This window comes from Cellulomonas sp. IC4_254, from assembly GCF_011603975.1.
In the GTDB taxonomy this organism is placed as follows: Bacteria; Actinomycetota; Actinomycetes; order Actinomycetales; family Cellulomonadaceae; genus Cellulomonas.
This window is the reverse complement of record NZ_JAANNB010000065.1, coordinates 1-17392: the sequence shown is the minus strand read 5'-3', so window position 1 is coordinate 17392 and position 17392 is coordinate 1. Positions and strand designations below refer to the sequence as shown.

Annotated in this window: 16 protein-coding genes; 5 read left to right on the top strand and 11 right to left on the bottom strand. The window is 75.1% G+C overall.

Annotated features, from left to right (window positions below):
* The first annotated feature begins 114 nt into the window (after nucleotides 1-114).
* Nucleotides 115-714, top strand: coding sequence for a GDSL-type esterase/lipase family protein (locus G6556_RS08535; RefSeq protein ID WP_166940363.1), 600 nt, complete (start codon nucleotides 115-117; stop codon nucleotides 712-714).
* A 69-nt stretch (nucleotides 715-783) separates the two neighbouring features.
* On the opposite strand, the gene G6556_RS08530 is transcribed toward G6556_RS08535, so the two are convergent.
* From G6556_RS08530 to G6556_RS08510, 5 genes are all read right to left on the bottom strand, one after another.
* Nucleotides 784-1482: a PadR family transcriptional regulator gene (locus tag G6556_RS08530; RefSeq protein ID WP_346774794.1), complete on the bottom strand. Its 699-nt coding sequence runs from the start codon at nucleotides 1480-1482 to the stop codon at nucleotides 784-786.
* Nucleotides 1482-2324, bottom strand: a complete 843-nt coding sequence (locus G6556_RS08525) for a DUF4097 family beta strand repeat-containing protein (RefSeq protein WP_166940361.1) — start codon at nucleotides 2322-2324, stop codon at nucleotides 1482-1484. Before G6556_RS08525 ends, G6556_RS08530 begins: the two co-directional genes overlap by 1 nt.
* Before the next feature lie 123 nt (nucleotides 2325-2447).
* On the bottom strand, nucleotides 2448-3536 hold the full coding sequence (locus G6556_RS08520; protein WP_166940359.1) for a PilT/PilU family type 4a pilus ATPase: 1089 nt from the start codon (nucleotides 3534-3536) through the stop codon (nucleotides 2448-2450).
* A 328-nt stretch (nucleotides 3537-3864) separates the two neighbouring features.
* Nucleotides 3865-4170: a mycothiol system anti-sigma-R factor gene (rsrA, locus tag G6556_RS08515; RefSeq protein WP_166940357.1), complete on the bottom strand. Its 306-nt coding sequence runs from the start codon at nucleotides 4168-4170 to the stop codon at nucleotides 3865-3867.
* Nucleotides 4167-4949: a sigma-70 family RNA polymerase sigma factor gene (locus tag G6556_RS08510; protein WP_277344717.1), complete on the bottom strand. Its 783-nt coding sequence runs from the start codon at nucleotides 4947-4949 to the stop codon at nucleotides 4167-4169. The genes rsrA and G6556_RS08510 overlap by 4 nt, the downstream gene beginning before the upstream one ends.
* 114 nt (nucleotides 4950-5063) lie before the next feature.
* On the opposite strand from G6556_RS08510, the gene G6556_RS08505 reads away from it, so the two are divergent.
* The 4 genes from G6556_RS08505 to hisN all read left to right on the top strand — a co-directional run bounded on the left by G6556_RS08505 (nucleotide 5064) and on the right by hisN (nucleotide 8907).
* The gene (locus tag G6556_RS08505; protein WP_166940355.1) at nucleotides 5064-5642 is read left to right on the top strand and encodes a DoxX family protein; all 579 of its coding nucleotides are present in this window, start codon (nucleotides 5064-5066) and stop codon (nucleotides 5640-5642) included.
* 77 nt (nucleotides 5643-5719) lie between these two features.
* Nucleotides 5720-7021 (top strand): 3-phosphoshikimate 1-carboxyvinyltransferase, encoded by a 1302-nt coding sequence (gene aroA, locus G6556_RS08500; protein ID WP_166940353.1) that lies wholly within the window; start codon nucleotides 5720-5722, stop codon nucleotides 7019-7021.
* A 15-nt stretch (nucleotides 7022-7036) separates the two neighbouring features.
* Nucleotides 7037-8083, top strand: coding sequence for a ribosome small subunit-dependent GTPase A (rsgA, locus tag G6556_RS08495; protein WP_166940351.1), 1047 nt, complete (start codon nucleotides 7037-7039; stop codon nucleotides 8081-8083).
* Nucleotides 8084-8112: 29 nt separating this feature from the next.
* Nucleotides 8113-8907 (top strand): histidinol-phosphatase, encoded by a 795-nt coding sequence (gene hisN, locus G6556_RS08490; protein WP_166940349.1) that lies wholly within the window; start codon nucleotides 8113-8115, stop codon nucleotides 8905-8907.
* A 52-nt stretch (nucleotides 8908-8959) separates the two neighbouring features.
* Here the strand turns inward: hisN and G6556_RS08485 are convergent, their stop codons facing one another.
* The 6 genes from G6556_RS08485 to G6556_RS08460 all read right to left on the bottom strand — a co-directional run.
* Nucleotides 8960-10681, bottom strand: coding sequence for an alpha-glucosidase (locus tag G6556_RS08485; RefSeq protein ID WP_166940347.1), 1722 nt, complete (start codon nucleotides 10679-10681; stop codon nucleotides 8960-8962).
* Nucleotides 10682-10723: 42 nt separating this feature from the next.
* Nucleotides 10724-11734 carry an ABC transporter permease subunit gene (locus tag G6556_RS08480; RefSeq protein WP_166940345.1) on the bottom strand — a complete coding sequence of 337 codons (1011 nt, stop codon included), beginning with the start codon at nucleotides 11732-11734 and terminating at the stop codon, nucleotides 10724-10726.
* On the bottom strand, nucleotides 11731-12723 hold the full coding sequence (locus tag G6556_RS08475; RefSeq protein ID WP_166940343.1) for an ATP-binding cassette domain-containing protein: 993 nt from the start codon (nucleotides 12721-12723) through the stop codon (nucleotides 11731-11733). Before G6556_RS08475 ends, G6556_RS08480 begins: the two co-directional genes overlap by 4 nt.
* 128 nt (nucleotides 12724-12851) lie before the next feature.
* Entirely contained in the window at nucleotides 12852-14567 is a 1716-nt protein-coding gene (gene ilvD / locus G6556_RS08470; RefSeq protein ID WP_166940341.1) for a dihydroxy-acid dehydratase, read from the bottom strand.
* Between the two features lie 168 nt (nucleotides 14568-14735).
* Nucleotides 14736-16598: a dihydroxy-acid dehydratase gene (ilvD, locus tag G6556_RS08465; protein WP_166940339.1), complete on the bottom strand. Its 1863-nt coding sequence runs from the start codon at nucleotides 16596-16598 to the stop codon at nucleotides 14736-14738.
* 120 nt (nucleotides 16599-16718) lie between these two features.
* On the bottom strand, nucleotides 16719-17392 hold a 674-nt coding region (locus tag G6556_RS08460; RefSeq protein ID WP_240934035.1), incomplete at its 5' end, for a VOC family protein.

Sequence of the window (17392 nt, the reverse complement as noted above, 5' to 3'; positions counted from 1 at the left end):
CCCCGCCACCTCGGCCCCGCGCCGCGCGTCGGCGGGCGTCCCCGGCGCTCCGGCTGCGACACTGGCCCCGCGCCCGCGACCGCGGGACGTGCAGGGCGAGCGGGAGGACGGGACGTGGGCGAGCTGCCGCTGCGCCTGGTGGTGATCGGGGACGAGCTGGCCGCGGGTGCCGGCGACCCGCGGGCGCTGGGCTGGGTCGGCCGGGTGGCCGCGCGCACGACGACCCCGGTGCCCCCGACGGTGCTGACCCTGGCGGTCCCCGGCGAGACCACCTCCGGCCTGTCCGCGCGGTGGGAGGAGGAGGTCGGGCGCCGCACGTCCGCGGAGGCCGACACCCGCCTCGTCGTCTCCCTGGGCCGCGCCGACGCGCTCGCCGGCCTGTCGCTCGCGCGCAGCCGGCTCAACCTCGCGAACGTCCTCGACGCCGCGGAGCAGCGCCGGATGCCGGCGTTCGTCGTCGGCCCCCCGCCCGGCGCGGGCGTGGACCCCACGACGCTGGCCGACCTGTCCGCCGCCTTCGCCGACGTGACGACCCGCCGCCGGGTGCCGTACGTCGACACCTTCACGCCGCTGGCCGGGCACGAGCAGTGGCTCGCCGACCTGGCAGCGGGCGACGGCGCGCTGCCCGGTCAGGCCGGCTACGGCCTCATGGCCTGGCTGGTGCTGCACTCGCACTGGAACGCCTGGCTCGGGCTGCCGGAGGACGTGGTCTGACCCACGCCGTCGCCCGGTACCCGCCCGGGGGACGCGGTTCGACCGACGCGGTCGCCCGGCACGCCGACGTCAGCGCGGCGGCAGCGTCGCGGCGATCGCCGACCGGGCGCTCGCCAGCACGGTCCGCACCGTGTCGGCGGTGAGCGCCGTCGGGCCGCCCGCCGCCTCCGCGCGCCGCACCGCGTCCCGCACCTCCGCACGGAACGCCGCGAGGTCCGCCTCGATCTGCGCGCGCCGCGCCCGCGCCGCCCGGCGCTCCGCCCCCGCCGGCCCGCCCGGCCGGGGCACGTCGGCCCCGGGCACGCCAGCCCCGGGCGCGCCAGCCCCGGGCACGCCGGCCGCGGACGCCTCGGCCCGCCCCTCGCGGGTGCGCAGCGCCGCCGCCCGCGCCTGCTGCGCGGCCGCGGCCATCTCCGCCCGCATCCCCGCCATCGACCCGGCGACCTCGGCGCGCACCTGGGCGGCGAGGTCCCGGACCACGTCGGCGAGCTCGTGCTCCAGCGCGGCGAGCTCCGCCCGGTGCGCCTCGACCTCGGCCCGCCCGCGGTCCGTCAGCGCGTACAGCGTCTTGCGGCCGGACGCGGTGCGGGCGACCAGGCCCTCCTCCTCGAGCCGGGCGAGCCGCGGGTACACCGTGCCGGCGCTCGGCCGGTAGGTGCCGCCGAACCGGTCGGACAGCGCCCGGATGAGCTCGTACCCGTGCCGCGGGCCGGCCTCCAGCAGGGACAGCAGGTACAGCCGGAGCTGCCCGTGCCCGAACACCGCCATCAGACGCCGCCGGCGTCCACCACCGGCTCGGCGAGCGGGGCGCCGTGCAGGACCGTGAGGTGGCCGGACACGGTCTGGGAGTACACGTAGCAGGTGGCGCGGTCGTCCCGCAGGTCCACGGTGGTGCGCCCGGGGCGGCGGTCGCCGTGCTCGACGCCGTCGACCACGACCCGCCCGGACACGCTGCGCGCCTCGACGCCGACGCCGTGCCCGGCGGGCAGCCGCACGGCGACGTCGCCGGAGACGGTCCGGACGTGGCAGACCGAGGTCGGCGCCATGCAGTCGAGCGTGACCTCGCCGGACACGGTGGTGACGCTGACCCGGTGCAGCGGGCCGGACGCGGTGGCCGCGCCGGAGACGGTGCCGACGGACAGGTCGCCCAGGTGGTCGCGGACGACCACGTCGGAGGACACGCTCTTGACCGAGAGCGCCCCGCGGGTGCCGTCGACGACGACCGCGCCGCCGACCGTCGACACCGTGGCGTCCTGCTGGACGCCGGCGAGCAGCAGGTCGGCGTTCACGGAGCCCAGCGACGCCGCGACCTCGCGCGGGACGGCGAGGTGCAGCTCCACCCGGTCGCGCTGCCCGGGGCCGCGCAGCCGCTCGAGGAACCCGTCGATCCCGGTGACGGACCGGACGCCGGCCCACAGCGCGCCGTCGGCGTAGGTCACCTCGAGCGGCGAGCCGTCGACCCGGTGCACCTCGAGGCGAGCGCCGGTGAGCGTCGGGTCGTCGTGGGCGACGACGTCGACCCGCCCGCCGCTGACCTGGACGCGCAGCGAGCGCACGTCCTCGACCTCGATGATCTGCGGGCCGATGACGACCCAGGACTCCGTGGCCATGGCGCTGCTCCTCCGCATCGAGATATATCGCGTTTCGTCACGCTATATCGCGTCGGAGGAGCGGGCAAGAGGTGGCGCGGACCGGGCGACGGACGGCCGCCGCCCGCGCTACCGCCCGGAGGATCAGGCGATCAGGCCGACCGACCGCAGCTCGACCGTCAGGTCCTGCGGGTTCGTCGCGACCCCGAGCGCCTCGTCGTAGGTGACGGTGCCGTCCGCGACCAGGCGCACCAGGTGCTGGTCGAAGGTCTGCATCTTGTAGTAGTCGCCCTGCTTGATCAGGTCGATCAGGGGCTCGCTGCTCGACGGGTCCACGATCGCCTCGGCCGTGCGGCCGGTGTTGACCAGCACCTCGACCACCGCGGTCCGGCCGGCGCCGTCCGCCTTGCGCGCGAGCCGCTGCGACACGATGCCGCGCAGCGCCTGGGACAGCGCGACCCGGATCTGCTGCTGCTCGTGGGGCGGGAAGAAGTCGACGATGCGGTTGACCGACTCCGCCGCGTCGATGGTGTGCAGCGTCGACAGCACCAGGTGGCCGGTCTCGGCGGCGGACAGCGCGGCGCGGACGGTCTCCACGTCGCGCATCTCGCCGACGAAGATGACGTCGGGGTCCTGCCGCATGGCCGCGCGCAGCGCGACGGTGAAGTCGGCGGTGTCCTGCCGGATCTCGCGCTGGGACACGATGCCGCGCTTGTCGGGGTGCAGCACCTCGATGGGGTCCTCGATCGTCACGATGTTGGCCTCGCGCACCGTGTTGATCAGGTCGATCATCGAGGCCAGCGTGGTCGTCTTGCCCGAGCCCGTGGGTCCGGTGACGAGCACCAGGCCGCGGGGCTCCAGCGCGAGCTCGCCCAGGACGTCGGGCAGCCCGAGCTCGGACAGCGACTGCGCGCCCATCGCGACGAGGCGGAACACCAGGCCGTAGGTGCCGCGCGCCTGGTAGGCGTTGACCCGGAACCGGCCGACGCCGGACAGCGAGAACGCGAAGTCGGCCTCGTGGGTGCGCACGAACGTCTCGGTGAGGTCGTCGGGGAGCACCTCGCTCAGCATGTTCTCGGTGTCCCGCGGCTTGAGCACGGGCACCTGCAGCCGGCGCAGGCGGCCGTCGACGCGGACGCGCGGCTCGGAGCCCACCTTGACGTGCAGGTCGGAGCCACCGGCCTGGGCCAGGGCGTGCAGGAGGGGGACGACGGACTGCGGCTGCTCGCTCACACCCTGGTGATCGGCCGGGGACCCCCGGTCCTTGAACGGTCCGTGCGGACGAGCAGCGCGGATGTGGGACCATGGAGGGTCCCCGGGCGGCTGCACCGCCGTACCGGTCAGTCTCACCAGGGAGAAGTTCCATGAGCAAGCGTGGCCGCAAGCGCCGTTCCCGCGCCGGGAACGGTGCCAACCACGGCAAGCGCCCCAACGCCTGAGCGTCGGGCGGCGCAGCCGCACACAGCACGAGGGCCCGGTGCGTCGCACCGGGCCCTTCGTCGTGCTCGGGGCCGGACGTCCCCGGCTCCCGTGGGCCGGACCCGTCGGGCCCGCGCGGCGCTCAGAGCGTGCGCGTCACCCGCAGCGTCGTCAGCTGCGCGTGGATCTTCACCCGCAGGTCGGCCGGGGCCTTGTCCTGGCAGCACCGCTTGACGAGCTCCTTGAGCATCGTCTCGACGGCGATCTCGTCCAGGCACGGCCGGCAGTCCTCGATGTGCTGCCGGACCTGGTCCGCGTCGCCCGGCTCGAGCTCGCGGTCCACGTAGGCGAACAGCCGGCCCAGCGCCTGCTCGCACTCCGGGCCGCAGCCGCCGACCTGGTCCCCTGCTGCCGGCGTCGACGTCCCCGCGGCGTCAAAGCCCGTCATCGTGCCCTCCTCGACGATCCCGTGCCGTCCCCGCCCTCGGCGGTCGCGGTCCCCCCTGCCGGCACCAGCCCCCGGTCGTGCGCGTAGTCGGTCAGCATGTCGCGCAGCTGACCCCGCCCGCGGTGCAGCCGGGACATCACCGTCCCGATCGGGGTGCCCATGATCTCGGCGATCTCCTTGTAGGCGAACCCCTCGACGTCCGCCAGGTACACGGCGATCCGGAAGTCCTCCGGCAGCCGCGCGAGCGCGTCCTTCACGTCCGAGTCCGGCAGGTGGTCGAGCGCCTCGGCCTCCGCGGAGCGCAGCCCCGTCGAGGAGTGCGACTCGGCGCGCGCGATCTGCCAGTCCTCGATCTCGTCGGCCTGGGACTGCTGCGGCTCGCGCTGCTTCTTGCGGTACGTGTTGATGAACGTGTTGGTGAGGATCCGGTACAGCCACGCCTTGAGGTTCGTGCCCGGCCGGTACTGGTGGAAGGCGGCGAACGCCTTCGCGAACGTCTCCTGGACCAGGTCCTCGGCGTCCGACGGGTTCCGGGTCATGCGCAGGGCGGCGCCGTACAGCTGGTCCAGGTAGACCAGCGCCTCGGCCTCGAACCGCTCGCTGCGCGCCGCGTCGTCCTCGGACTCGGGGGCGCGTGTGGTGTCCTCGCTCATCGGGGTCGAGCCTAGTGCGCGCGCGGGCACCGGGCCGCCCGGGCGCGGCAGCACGCCGACCGGCGCGGCCAGGACGGCGACGCCGCCGGCGGAGGCCGTCGGGCGCTCGAGGGTGGAACAGCTCATGGACGGCACAACACGGACGGGAGGCCGGGACATTCCCGGGGGCGGGCGGCAGGTCGCGCCGCTAGGTTGGACGGCAGGCGTCCGTGCGTCGCGGACGGCCGGGAGGAGGACGTCATGCTGCTGCGCCGCATCGCCCGACCGCTGTTCGCGTCGTGGTTCCTGAGCGAGGGGGTCGACGCGCTGCGCCGGCCGGCCGCGCACGTCGCGGTCGCCCGGGGTGCGGTCGACCGGCTGAACGCCTCGGTCCCCCGCGGCGCCCTCGGGGGCGCGCTCGACGCCTACCGCCACCCGTCGGACGCGCAGCTCACCACCGTCGTGCGGGTGCACGGCGGTGCCACGGCGCTCGCCGCCCTGCTGCTCGCCACCGGGCGCGCGCCCCGCGCCGCCGCCCTCACGCTCGCGGCGCTGACCCTGCCGCTCGCCGCCGCGGACGCCCCGGCGTCGCGCAAGGAGCGCGGCCAGCTGACCGACCAGGAGAAGAAGGACCGCAAGGCCCGGTTCCTGCGCGGCCTGTCCTTCACCGGGGGCGCGCTCATCGCCGCCGCCGACACCGCCGGCCGGCCGTCCGTCCGCTGGCGCGTCGAGCACGCGCGGGCCACGAAGGCCGCGACCGCGAAGGCGGCCGCCGCGGCGGCGACGGCCGCGGCCGCGAAGAAGGCGGCGAGCAAGAAGATCGCGGACGCGGTGCACTGAGCCGGGTGCGCGCGGGGGCGCCTCACGGGCCGGACACCCGGCCCGGGCGCCGTCCTGCCCCCGATAGCCTGACGGCCATGAGCTCCGAGGTCCTCCCCGCCACCGCGCCCGACTGGCCCGCCCCGACGGCGACCCGTCCCCTGGACGCGACGGTCGAGGTCCCCGGCTCCAAGTCGCTCACCAACCGCTACCTGGTGCTGGCCGCGCTCGCCGACGGCCCCGGCCGGCTGCGCGGCGCGCTGCGCTCCCGGGACACGCTGCTCATGGCCCAAGCCCTGCGGGACCTCGGCACCACGATCGAGGACGACCCCGCCGCGCCCGGCGACTGGCTGGTCACGCCGGGCGCGTTCCGCGGGCCGCGCAAGGTCGACTGCGGGCTCGCCGGCACGGTGATGCGCTTCCTGCCCGCCGTCGCGGCGCTGGCGGACGGCGACGTGCGGTTCGACGGCGACGCCGGCGCGCGGGTCCGGCCTATGGGCCCGGTGCTCGCCGCGCTGCGGGCGCTCGGCGTCGGGGTGACGGAGCACGGCGAGCCGGGCCACCTGCCGTTCACGATCACCGGCAGCGGCGCCGTCGAGGGCGGGGCGGTGGACGTCGACGCCTCGGGCTCCTCGCAGTTCGTCTCCGGCCTGCTGCTCACCGCGCCGCGGTTCGCGCGCGGCCTGACGATCCGGCACACCGGCCCCACGTTGCCGAGCCTGCCGCACATCGAGATGACGGTCGCCGCGCTGCGCGCGGCCGGGGTCGTCGTCGACGACGCGGTGCCGACCGTCTGGCAGGTCGAGCCGGGCCCGGTCGCGGCGCGCGACGTCCGCGTCGAGCCGGACCTGTCGAACGCCGCCCCGTTCCTGTGCGCGGCGCTGGTCGCCGGCGGCACGGTGCGGGTGCCCGGCTGGCCCGCCGCCACGACCCAGCCCGGCGGCCTGCTGCCCGGCATCCTCGAGCAGATGGGCGCGACGACGCGCCTGGACGGCGACGTGCTGGCCGTGACCGGCACCGGGACCGTCCGGGGCGTCGACCTCGACCTGCACGCCGCCGGCGAGATCGCCCCCACCATCGCCGCGGTCGCCGCCCTCGCCGACTCCCCCACCCGGCTGCGCGGCATCGCGCACCTGCGCGGCCACGAGACCGACCGGCTGGCGGCGCTGTCCGCCGAGATCACCCGGCTGGGCGGCCAGGCCGAGCAGACGGCCGACGGGCTCGTCATCACGCCGCGGCCGCTGCACGCCGGGACCGTGCGGACCTACGCCGACCACCGGATGGCCACGTTCGGCGCGCTCCTCGGCCTGGCGGTGCCGGGCGTGCTGGTCGAGGACGTCGAGACGACCGCGAAGACGATCCCGGACTTCGTGGGGCTGTGGGACGGGATGCTGGCGTGACGGGGGGCTGCTGACGTGGCCCGCCGCGCGCTCGACGAGTCGGACGTCCGGGTCCGGCCCAGCCGCCGGGGCACCCGCCCGCGCACCAAGACCCGCCCCGAGCACGCCGACGCCGACCGGGCGCTGGTGACCGGCGTCGACCGCGGGCGGTACACGGTCCTCGTCGACGCCGACGGCCCGGACGAGCGCGTCGCCGTCGCGATGAAGGCCCGCGAGCTCGGCCGGGAGCGGGTCGTCCCCGGCGACCGCGTGGACCTGGTCGGCGACACCTCCGGCGCCGAGGGCTCGCTCGCGCGCATCGTGCGCATCGTCGACCGCAGCACCGTGCTCCGCCGCACCGCCGACGACACGGACCCGGTCGAGCGGGTGATCGTCGCCAACGCCGACCAGCTCGTGGTCGTCACCGCGCTGGCCGACCCCGAGCCGCGCACCCGGATGATCGACCGCTGCGTCGTCGCGGCCTACGACGCCGGCATGGACGTGCTGCTCGCGCTCACCAAGGCCGACCTGGCCGACCCCGCGCCGCTGCGGGCCCTGTACGAGCCGATCGGCGTGCGGGTCGTGGTCAGCTCGCGCACCGACGAGGCCGCGATCGAGGGCCTGGACGAGGTCCGCGAGGCGCTGGCCGGGCGGATGTCCGTCCTGGTCGGGCACTCCGGGGTCGGGAAGTCGACGCTGGTCAACGCCCTGGTCCCGGACGCGCTGCGGGCGGTCGGCGTGGTCAACGACGTCACCGGGCGCGGGCGGCACACGTCCACCTCGGCGGTCGCGCTGCGCGTGCCCGGGGCGCCCGGCACCTGGGTGATCGACACCCCCGGCGTGCGCTCGTTCGGCCTGGCGCACGTCGACCCGGACCACCTGCTCGGTGCGTTCGCCGACCTCGCCGAGGTCGCCGAGGAGTGCCCGCGCGGCTGCACGCACGCCGCCGACGCGCCGGACTGCGCCCTGGACGAGTGGGTGGCGGCGTCGCCCGACGACGCCGTGCGTGCGGCCCGGACGGCCCGGGTGGACTCGTTCCGGCGGCTCCTGGTCAGCCGGTCGGGGGCGCCGGACGCGGCCTGAGCCGCCCGGCCTCCGGATAGGTTGGTCCCATGACCCGGTACGACGACGACCTGCGCCTCGCCCACGTGATCGCCGACCAGGTGGACGCGCTCACCATGTCGCGGTTCAAGGCGCAGGACCTCCGGGTCGAGACCAAGCCCGACCTGACGCCCGTCTCGGACGCCGACCGCGCCGCCGAGGAGCTGATCCGGGCGCAGCTGTCCCGGGCCCGCCCGCGCGACGCCGTGCACGGCGAGGAGATGGCCGACACCGGCCACGGCCCCCGGCGCTGGGTGGTCGACCCGATCGACGGCACCAAGAACTACGTCCGCGGCGTCCCCGTGTGGGCGACGCTGATCGCCCTGCTCGACGGCGACGAGGTCGTCGTGGGCCTGGTCAGCGCCCCGGCGCTCGGCCGCCGGTGGTGGGCCGCGTCGGGCTCCGGCGCGTGGACCGGGCGGTCGCTCGCCGCCGCCACCCGGCTCCGGGTCTCGGAGGTCGGCCGGCTGCAGGACGCGTCGCTGTCCTACTCCAGCCTCGGCGGCTGGGACGAGCAGGGCCGGCTGGACCACTTCCTCGACCTGACCCGCAAGGTGTGGCGCACCCGGGCGTACGGCGACTTCTGGTCGCACGTGCTCGTCGCCGAGGGCGCCGTGGACGTGTCCGCCGAGCCCGAGCTCGCGCTGCACGACATGGCGGCGCTGGTGCCGATCGTCACCGAGGCCGGCGGGCGGTTCACGTCGGTGCAGGGCGTCGACGGGCCGTTCGGCGGCAGCGCGCTGGTCACGAACGGCCGGCTGCACGGGGCGGCGCTGCAGGTGCTGGACCCGCTCATCGAGCACTGAGCGGCCGGCGCGGCCTCGGCGGCCGCGCCGCCCTCGGCGCCCCGTGCGGCCCTCAGCGCCGCCGCACCACCCGCGCCTCCCACGGTCGCAGCGTCGTCGGCTCGCCCGCCTCGGCGTGCGTCCCGAGCACCAGGTCGCCCCAGCCGCCGTCCGCCGCGAGCGGCCACGCGTCCCCGAGGTCGACGACCCGCTCCTCCCCCGACACGTTGACCACGACCAGCAGCGCGTCGCCGTCCAGCTCCCGGGTGTAGGCGTACACCTGCTCGTCCTCGGGCAGCAGCATCGTGAAGTCGCCGAGCGCCACCACGGGGTCCGTGTGCCGGAGCTCGACGAGCCGGCGGTGGTGGTGGAACACCGACTCCGGGTCCGCGCGCTCGGCGTCGGCGTTGATCTCCACGTGGTTCGGGTTGACCGCCAGCCACGGCGTGCCAGTCGTGAACCCCGCCTGCGGGGTCGCGTCCCACTGCACCGGCGTGCGCGCGTTGTCCCGGCTCATCGCCGCCAGGCCGGCGAGCAGCTGCTCGTCGGTGGCCGAGGCGAGCGTCCGGGCCTGCGCCACGTGGTTCACCGACTCGATGTCCCGGTACTGGTCGAACCGCGTGAAGTGCGCGTTCGTCATCCCGAGCTCCTCGCCCTGGTAGACGTACGGCGTGCCGCGGTGCAGGTGCAGCAGGGTGGCGAGGGCCTTCGCGGACTCCCGGCGGTGCTTCCCGTCGTCCCCGAACCGGGACACCACCCGAGGCTGGTCGTGGTTGTCCCAGTACAGGCTGTTCCAGCCCGCCTCCGCGAGCCCCGCCTGCCAGCGCCCGAAGGTCGCCTTGAGGTCGGTCAGCCGCAGCGGCTTCGGGTCGAACTTGCCGCCCGGCCCGTGGTCCAGCCCCACGTGCTCGAACTGGAACACCATGTCCACCTCGCGGCGCGCCGGGTCGGTGTACCGCAGCGCCTCCTCGAGCGTGACGCCCGGAGTCTCCCCCACCGTCAGCAGCCGGTCGGCCCGGCCCTCGAACACCTCGCGGTGCATCTCCTGCAGGTACTCGTGCACCCGCGGGCCGTCCGTGTAGTGCGCGCTGCCGTCGCCCCACACCCCCGCGACCACCGGGCCGTCCGGCAGGTCGGTGTCCTTGGAGATGAGGTTGATGACGTCCATCCGGAAGCCGTCGACCCCGCGGTCCAGCCACCAGCGCATCATCGCGTAGACGGCCTGCCGGACCTCCGGGTTCTCCCAGTTCAGGTCCGGCTGCTTCCGGCTGAACAGGTGCAGGTAGTACTCGCCGGACGCCTCGTCGAGCTCCCAGGTCGAGCCCGAGAAGAACGAGTGCCAGTTCGTGGGCTCCGCGCCGGGCTGCCCCGGCGCCATCCCCGCGCGGGGCGGCCGCCACCAGTACCAGTCGCGCTTCGGGCCGTCCGGACCGCGGCGGCTCTCGACGAACCACGGGTGCTCGTCGGACGTGTGGTTCACGACCAGGTCCATGAGCAGCTTCATCCCGCGCTCGTGCAGCGCGGCGATCAGCTCGTCCAGGTCCGCGAGCGTGCCGAACGACGGGTCGACGTCCTGGTAGTCGCTGATGTCGTAGCCGTTGTCGTCCTGCGGCGAGCGGTAGATCGGCGACAGCCACACCACGTCCACGCCGAGCGCGCTCAGGTGGTCGAGCCGGGAGATGATCCCGCGCAGGTCACCGACGCCGTCGCCGTCGGAGTCCTGGAACGACCTCGGGTAGATCTGGTAGACGACGGCTCGGGTCCACCACGGTGCGTCCTCGACGGTCCATCCCATGCGTCCCAGCCTGTCACGAGGGGGCATCGCGCGCAGCGGACGTCAGTCCACGTCGCGGCGCCGGAACACGAGGAGCCCGAGGACGACCAGGACCGCCACCACCACGGCGAGCAGCACCCCGCCGTGCAGCATCGAGACCGTCCGCTCGACCGTGCAGGACCCCTCCTGGGCGACGCCGTCGACCGGGCGGCACGGCACCGACTCCCAGTAGCGGTAGCCGTCGTCCAGCCACGCGCTCAGCGAGGCGCGCAGCGTCCACGGGGTCAGCGCCGGCACGACCCCGGCCAGCACGCTGTCCACCAGGAGCAGCCAGCCGACCCCGATGCCGAGGGCGCCGGCGGCGCTGCGGGCCAGGAACCCGAGCGCCGCGCCGGCGGCGCCCAGCACGGCCGCGGCCGCGAGCGCGCGCAGCGCCTGCCAGCCGAGGTCGCCCCACCACCCGGAGGAGAGCTCGCCGACGGCACCGTTGGCGGTGGCCGCGGCCCACGCGCCGCCCACCGTGAGCGCGAGGGCGAGCGCCGTGGGCACCAGGACGCCGGCCGCGGCGACGGTCACCTTGCTGGCGTACACCCGGCCGCGACGGGGCACGAAGGTCAGCCAGGTCCCCAGCGCGCCGGAGCCGATCTCGGCCGTCACGAACGTGACGCCCGCGGCGAACGCCAGCAGGAGCAGGAACGTCGTCGCGCCCGACACCCACGTGGGGCCGGAGCCGGCCAGCGTCGGCTGCATCGGCAGGTAGTACTCCGGGCGCGGCTCCAGGTCGTCGCAGCCCCAGTCGGCGTCCGGGTTCGTCTCCCGCTCCTGGGCCTCGCCGTCGCGGCAGTCGGCGACGTACTGCTCGCCGTTCTCGGCCCAGTCCTCCTGCGCGAACGCGTACTGCTCCTGCGCGTCGGCGAGCGCGCGCTCCGACGGTGGGCGCGCGGAGAGGAACACCGTCGTCACCACCACCAGCGCGGCCAGCACCGCGAGCGCCGCCAGCCAGCGCACCGCCGCGCGGTACCGGAACCGCCGCGCCTCGACGCGGACCAGGCCGCCCACCCCGGGACCGCTCACGCCCGGACCCTCCGTCCGTGCGGCGCCGGCCGGCCCTGGTGCGCGGCGGCGGTGCCGTCCGCACCCGTGCCGGTCAGCGCGAGGAACACCTGCTCCAGGTCGGCGCGCCCGGGGGCGAGCTCGTGCAGGTACAGCCCGCGGTCGGCGAGCGCCCGGGTGATGTCCGCGGGCGCGGCCCCGGCCACGAGCAGGCCGCCCGCGCCGTCCGGGCGCACCGCCCAGCCACGCTCCGCCAGCACGGCGGCCGCCTCGGCGGGGCGGTCGACGCCGACCCGGGCCTCGCCCGCGCCCGCCGCGGCGAGCAGGTCCGCGACCCGGCCGCCGGCGACCAGCCGGCCCTGGGTCACGATCGACACCGTGTCGGCCACCTGCTGCACCTCGGCGAGGATGTGGCTCGACACCAGGACGGTCTTCCCGGCAGCCGCGAGGTCCCGCATGGTCTGCCGCACCTCGTGGATGCCGGCGGGGTCCAGGCCGTTGGTGGGCTCGTCGAAGATGACCAGCTCGGGGTCCTTGAGCAGCGTGGACGCGATCGCCAGCCGCTGCTTCATCCCGAGCGAGTAGGTGCGGAACGCGCTGGACGCCCGGTCCGCGAGCCCCACGTCGGCGAGCACCCGCTCCACCTGCGCGGCGGGTGCCCCGATCCCGGCGGCGAGCAGCTCCAGGTTCCGCCGCCCGGAGAACGCCGGGAAGAACTTCGGCGACTCGACGATCGCCCCCACCCGGCTCACCACCTCGGGCAGCGCCGCCGGCACCGGCCGGTCCAGCACCCGCACGACCCCCGAGTCCGGGCGGATCAGCCCGAGCAGCATCCGGATGGTCGTCGTCTTGCCCGCGCCGTTCGGGCCCAGGAACCCGTGCACGCCGCCGAGCGGCACGTCCAGGTCCAGGCCGCCCACGGCGACGACCTGCCGGCCGCGGTGCCGGTAGGTCTTCCGCAGGCCGCGGGTGCTGACGGCGGTGGTCCCCGCCGGCGGCAGCTCCGTCACGCTCGTCCCCCTCGCGTCGGCGGCGCCGGTCCGGCGTCCCGACGCGACCCTAGCGGCCGGGACGCCGCCGCGGGGGCGTTCGCCGGGGGCGATGTTCGGGGGTGTTCGCGCAGATGAGCGCGTGGTCGTCAGATCAGCACGGCCCCCGTCGACGCGGACTGCACGAGCTTCGCGTACTTGGCGAGCACGCCGCGGGTGTACCGCGGCGGCAGCGGCGCCCACCCGACCCGGCGGGCGGCGAGCTCCTCCTCCGGCACCAGCAGGTCCAGCGTGGCGTTCGCGACGTCCAGCCGGATCCGGTCGCCGTCGCGCACGAACGCGATCGGGCCGGCGTCCACCGCCTCCGGCGCGACGTGCCCGACGCACAGGCCGGTGGTGCCGCCGGAGAACCGGCCGTCCGTCAGCAGCAGCACGTCCTTGCCGAGGCCGGCGCCCTTGATCGCGCCGGTGATCGCCAGCATCTCCCGCATCCCCGGGCCGCCCTTCGGGCCCTCGTACCGGATGACGACGACGTCGCCCGCGGTGATCGTGCCGTCCTCCAGCGCGTCCAGGGCGGCGCGCTCGCGCTCGAACACCCGGGCGGTGCCCTCGAAGACGTCGGTGTCGAAGCCGGCCGACTTCACCACGGCGCCCTCGGGGGCCAGCGACCCGTCGAGGATCGTGATGCCGCCGGTGTGGTGGATCGGGTTGTCCAGCGCGCGCAGGATCTTGCCGTCCGGGTCGGGCGGGGCGACGTCGGCGAGGTTCTCCGCGACCGTCTTCCCGGTGACCGTGAGGCAGTCGCCGTGGATCAGGCCCGCGTCGAGCAGCGCCTTCATGATCACCGGCACGCCGCCGATCCGGTCGACGTCGGCCATGACGTACCGGCCGAACGGCTTGAGGTCGCCCAGGTGCGGCACCTTCGCCGCCACCCGCTTGAAGTCGTCCAGCGTCAGGTCGACCTCGGCCTCGTGCGCGATGGCCAGCAGGTGCAGCACGGCGTTGGTCGAGCCGCCGAACGCCATCACCACGGCGATCGCGTTCTCGAACGCCTCCTTGGTCATGATCTGCCGCGCGGTGATGCCCTGGCGCAGCAGCTCGACCACGGCCTCGCCGGACCGCATCGCGAAGTTGTCCCGGCGGCGGTCGGCGCTCGGCGGGGCCGCGGAGCCGGGCAGGGACATGCCCATCGCCTCGGCGACCGACGCCATGGTGTTCGCGGTGTACATGCCGCCGCAGGCGCCCTCGCCCGGGCAGATCGCACGCTCGATGCGGTCCAGGTCGCCCTTGCTCATCAGGCCGCGGGCGCAGGCGCCGACCGCCTCGAACGCGTCGATGAGCGTGACGTCCTTCTCGGTGCCGTCCTCGAGCTTGACCCAGCCCGGCATGATCGAGCCGGCGTAGAGGAACACGCTGGACAGGTCGAGGCGGGCCGCCGCCATCAGCATGCCCGGCAGCGACTTGTCGCAGCCCGCCAGCAGCACGGAGCCGTCCAGGCGCTCGGCCTGCATCACGGTCTCGACGCTGTCGGCGATGATGTCGCGGCTGACCAGCGAGAAGTGCATCCCCTCGTGGCCCATCGAGATGCCGTCGGACACCGAGATCGTGCCGAACTCCAGCGGGTAGCCGCCGCCGGCGTGCACGCCGCTCTTCACGGCCTGCGCCAGCCGCTGGAGCGACAGGTTGCAGGGCGTGATCTCGTTCCAGGAGCTCGCGACGCCGATCTGGGGCTTGACCCAGTCGTCGTCGCCGAGCCCCACCGCGCGCAGCATGCCGCGCGACGCCGTGGCCTCGATGCCGTCGGTCACCTGCCGGGAGCGCGGCTTGATGTCGATGTCCGGGTTGGTCCCGCCCGTGGTCGTCATGAGCCGACTGTAGGCGCGGACGGCGCGACGCGCTCCTGACGTGCCGGAGGACCGGCGCGCTCGCGCCGAGGGAGGGCCTGTGCGCCGAGATAGGGCCGTTGCGCCGAGAGAGGGCCGTCCCGTGTCCTACCTCGGCCGGGAGGCCCTCTCTCGGCGGATGCTGCGCCGTCAGGCGCGGCGGATGCGGCTCACGTCGCGGACGGCGCCGCGGTCGGCGCTGGTCGCCATCGCCGCGTACGCCTGGAGGGCCGGCGACACGTACCGGTCGCGGTCGACCGGCTGCCACGGGTTCTCGCGCGCCTCCATCTTCGCGCGGCGGTCCGCCAGCACCTCGTCGGGCACGTTGACCCGGATGAGCCGGGTCTCGACGTCGATCTCGATCTCGTCGCCGTCCTCGATCAGGCCGATCGTGCCGCCCGCGGCCGCCTCCGGGCTGATGTGGCCGACCGAGATGCCGCTCGACCCGCCGGAGAACCGGCCGTCCGTGATGAGCGCGCACACCTTGCCGAGCCCGCGGCCCTTGATGAACGACGTCGGGTAGAGCATCTCCTGCATGCCGGGACCGCCGGACGGGCCCTCGTAGCGCACGACGACGACGTGGCCCGGCTCGACCTCCTTGCGCAGGATCTTGTCGACCGCCTCGTCCTGCGACTCGCACACCAGCGCGCGGCCGACGAAGTGGAACACGTCCGGGTCGATGCCGGCGGTCTTGATGATGGCGCCGTCCTCGGCCAGGTTGCCGCGGAGCACGGCCAGGCCGCCCTCGACGGTGTAGGCGTGCGCCACGTCGCGGATGCAGCCCGCCGCGCCGTCGGTGTCCAGCGACTCCCAGACGTTCGACGTGGAGAAGGCCTGCGTGGTGCGCACGCCGCCGGGGGCGGCGTGGAACAGCGCCGTGGCGCGCTCCGTCGCCTTGCCGCCGCGGACGTCCCAGTCGTCCAGCCACGCGCGCAGCGTCGGCGTGTGCACGCTGGTCACGTCGTGGTCCAGCAGGCCCCCGCGGTCCAGCTCGCCGAGCAGCGCGGGGATGCCGCCCGCCCGGTGCACGTCCTCCATGTGGTAGTCCGGGTGGTTCGGCGCGACCTTCGCCAGGCAGGGCACCTTGCGGCTGATCGCGTCGATGTCCTCGAGCGTGAAGTCGACCTCGGCCTCCTGCGCCGCCGCGAGCACGTGCAGGACGGTGTTGGTCGAGCCGCCCATCGCCACATCAAGGGCCATCGCGTTGGCGAACGCCGCGCGGGTCGCGATGCCGCGGGGCGCCGCGGTGTCGTCCTCGTCGTCGTAGTACCGACGCGCCAGGTCGACGATCGTGCGGCCGGCCTCGAGGAACAGCTCCTTGCGGGCGGCGTGCGTGGCGAGCGTCGAGCCGTTGCCCGGCAGCGACAGCCCCAGGGCCTCGGTGAGGCAGTTCATCGAGTTCGCGGTGAACATGCCGGAGCAGGAGCCGCAGGTCGGGCAGGCGTTCTCCTCGACCGTGGCGAGCGCCTGGTCGGAGACGTTGTCGTCCGCGGAGTAGTTGATCGCGTTGATGAGGTTGAGGTGCGTCTTGGCGACGCCGTCGGCGATCACGGCCTTGCCGGCCTCCATCGGGCCGCCCGACACGAAGATCACCGGGATGTTCAGCCGCAGCGCCGCGTTGAGCATGCCGGGCGTGATCTTGTCGCAGTTCGAGATGCACACCAGGGCGTCGGCGCAGTGCGCCTGGACCATGTACTCGACCGAGTCGGCGATCAGGTCGCGGCTGGGCAGCGAGTACAGCATCCCGGCGTGGCCCATCGCGATGCCGTCGTCGACGGCGATCGTGTTGAACTCCTTGGCGACTCCGCCGGCCTCCTGGATCGCCGACGCGACGAGGTCGCCCATGTCCTTGAGGTGCACGTGGCCCGGGACGAACTGCGTGTAGGAGTTGGCGATCGCGATGATCGGCTTGCCGAAGTCCTCGGAGCCCATGCCGGTGGCGCGCCAGAGGGCGCGGGCGCCGGCCATGTTGCGGCCGTGGGTCGAGGTACGAGAGCGCAGAGGACGACTCACGCTGGGGCTCCTTCGGACGAGCAGGGCGCCACCACGGCGGCGGCGTCCGGTCACGGTACGTCCGCGCACGTCACCGTGCGTGCGGCGTCCGTCCTGTGATCGACCGAGGGGCGAGACGCCTCAGCCGTCGCCGCGGGCCTGCCAGGTGCACACGCACGCCTCGTTGCCCTCGGGGTCGGCCAGGACCCAGAACGCCGGCGCGCGCCGGTCGGACAGCAGCGTGCCGCCGGCCGCGAGCGCCGCCGCGACCCGGGCCTCCGCCTGGTCGTGCGGCACCGTCACGTCGACGTGGATCCGGTTGCGCTGCGGGCGCGGCGCGTCCATCTGCTGGAACCAGTACCCCGGCCCGAGCGCACCCGGGTCGGCGAGCGCCGGGTCGTCCGGGTCGCTGCCCGGTTCCGGCTCGTAGCCGAGCACGGCGCGCCAGAACGGCGCGACCCGCGGGATGTCGAGCGCGTCGATCGCGATCTCCTGCGACGTCAGCAGCGTCGGGTCGCCGACGAGCCCGAGCTCGTCCGCCGCGGCCGAGACCGCGTCCGCGAGCGCCAGGTCCGCCTCGGTGAGCCCGCGCACGGCCCACGTCGTCGTGCGCACCTGCACGTGGTCGGGGCGCAGCGTCACGTCGGGCGCGACCCCGAGCCGCTCCGCCGCGTCGGCCACCCGGGCCACCAGCGCCGCGCCGGTCGCCAGGTCGGGCACCCGGAAGGCGGCCTGCAACCAGAGCAGGAGCACCCGCCAGTGCCGTGCGTCGACCCGCTCCGTGGCCGCCCCGGGCCCGATCTTTCGCTGCGCCG

Bases quoted from the DNA above. Each gene is read 5' to 3' on its own strand.
- G6556_RS08530 (WP_346774794.1), bottom strand. From the start codon at position 1,482: ATGGCGGTGTTCGGGCACGGGCAGCTCCGGCTGTACCTGCTGTCCCTG.
- G6556_RS08525 (WP_166940361.1), bottom strand. From the start codon at position 2,324: ATGGCCACGGAGTCCTGGGTCGTCATCGGCCCGCAGATCATCGAGGTC.
- rsrA (WP_166940357.1), bottom strand. From the start codon at position 4,170: ATGACGGGCTTTGACGCCGCGGGGACGTCGACGCCGGCAGCAGGGGAC.
- G6556_RS08510 (WP_277344717.1), bottom strand. From the start codon at position 4,949: ATGAGCTGTTCCACCCTCGAGCGCCCGACGGCCTCCGCCGGCGGCGTC.
- G6556_RS08505 (WP_166940355.1), top strand. From the start codon at position 5,064: ATGCTGCTGCGCCGCATCGCCCGACCGCTGTTCGCGTCGTGGTTCCTG.
- aroA (WP_166940353.1), top strand. From the start codon at position 5,720: ATGAGCTCCGAGGTCCTCCCCGCCACCGCGCCCGACTGGCCCGCCCCG.
- hisN (WP_166940349.1), top strand. From the start codon at position 8,113: ATGACCCGGTACGACGACGACCTGCGCCTCGCCCACGTGATCGCCGAC.
- G6556_RS08485 (WP_166940347.1), bottom strand. From the start codon at position 10,681: ATGGGATGGACCGTCGAGGACGCACCGTGGTGGACCCGAGCCGTCGTC.
- ilvD (WP_166940341.1), bottom strand. From the start codon at position 14,567: ATGACGACCACGGGCGGGACCAACCCGGACATCGACATCAAGCCGCGC.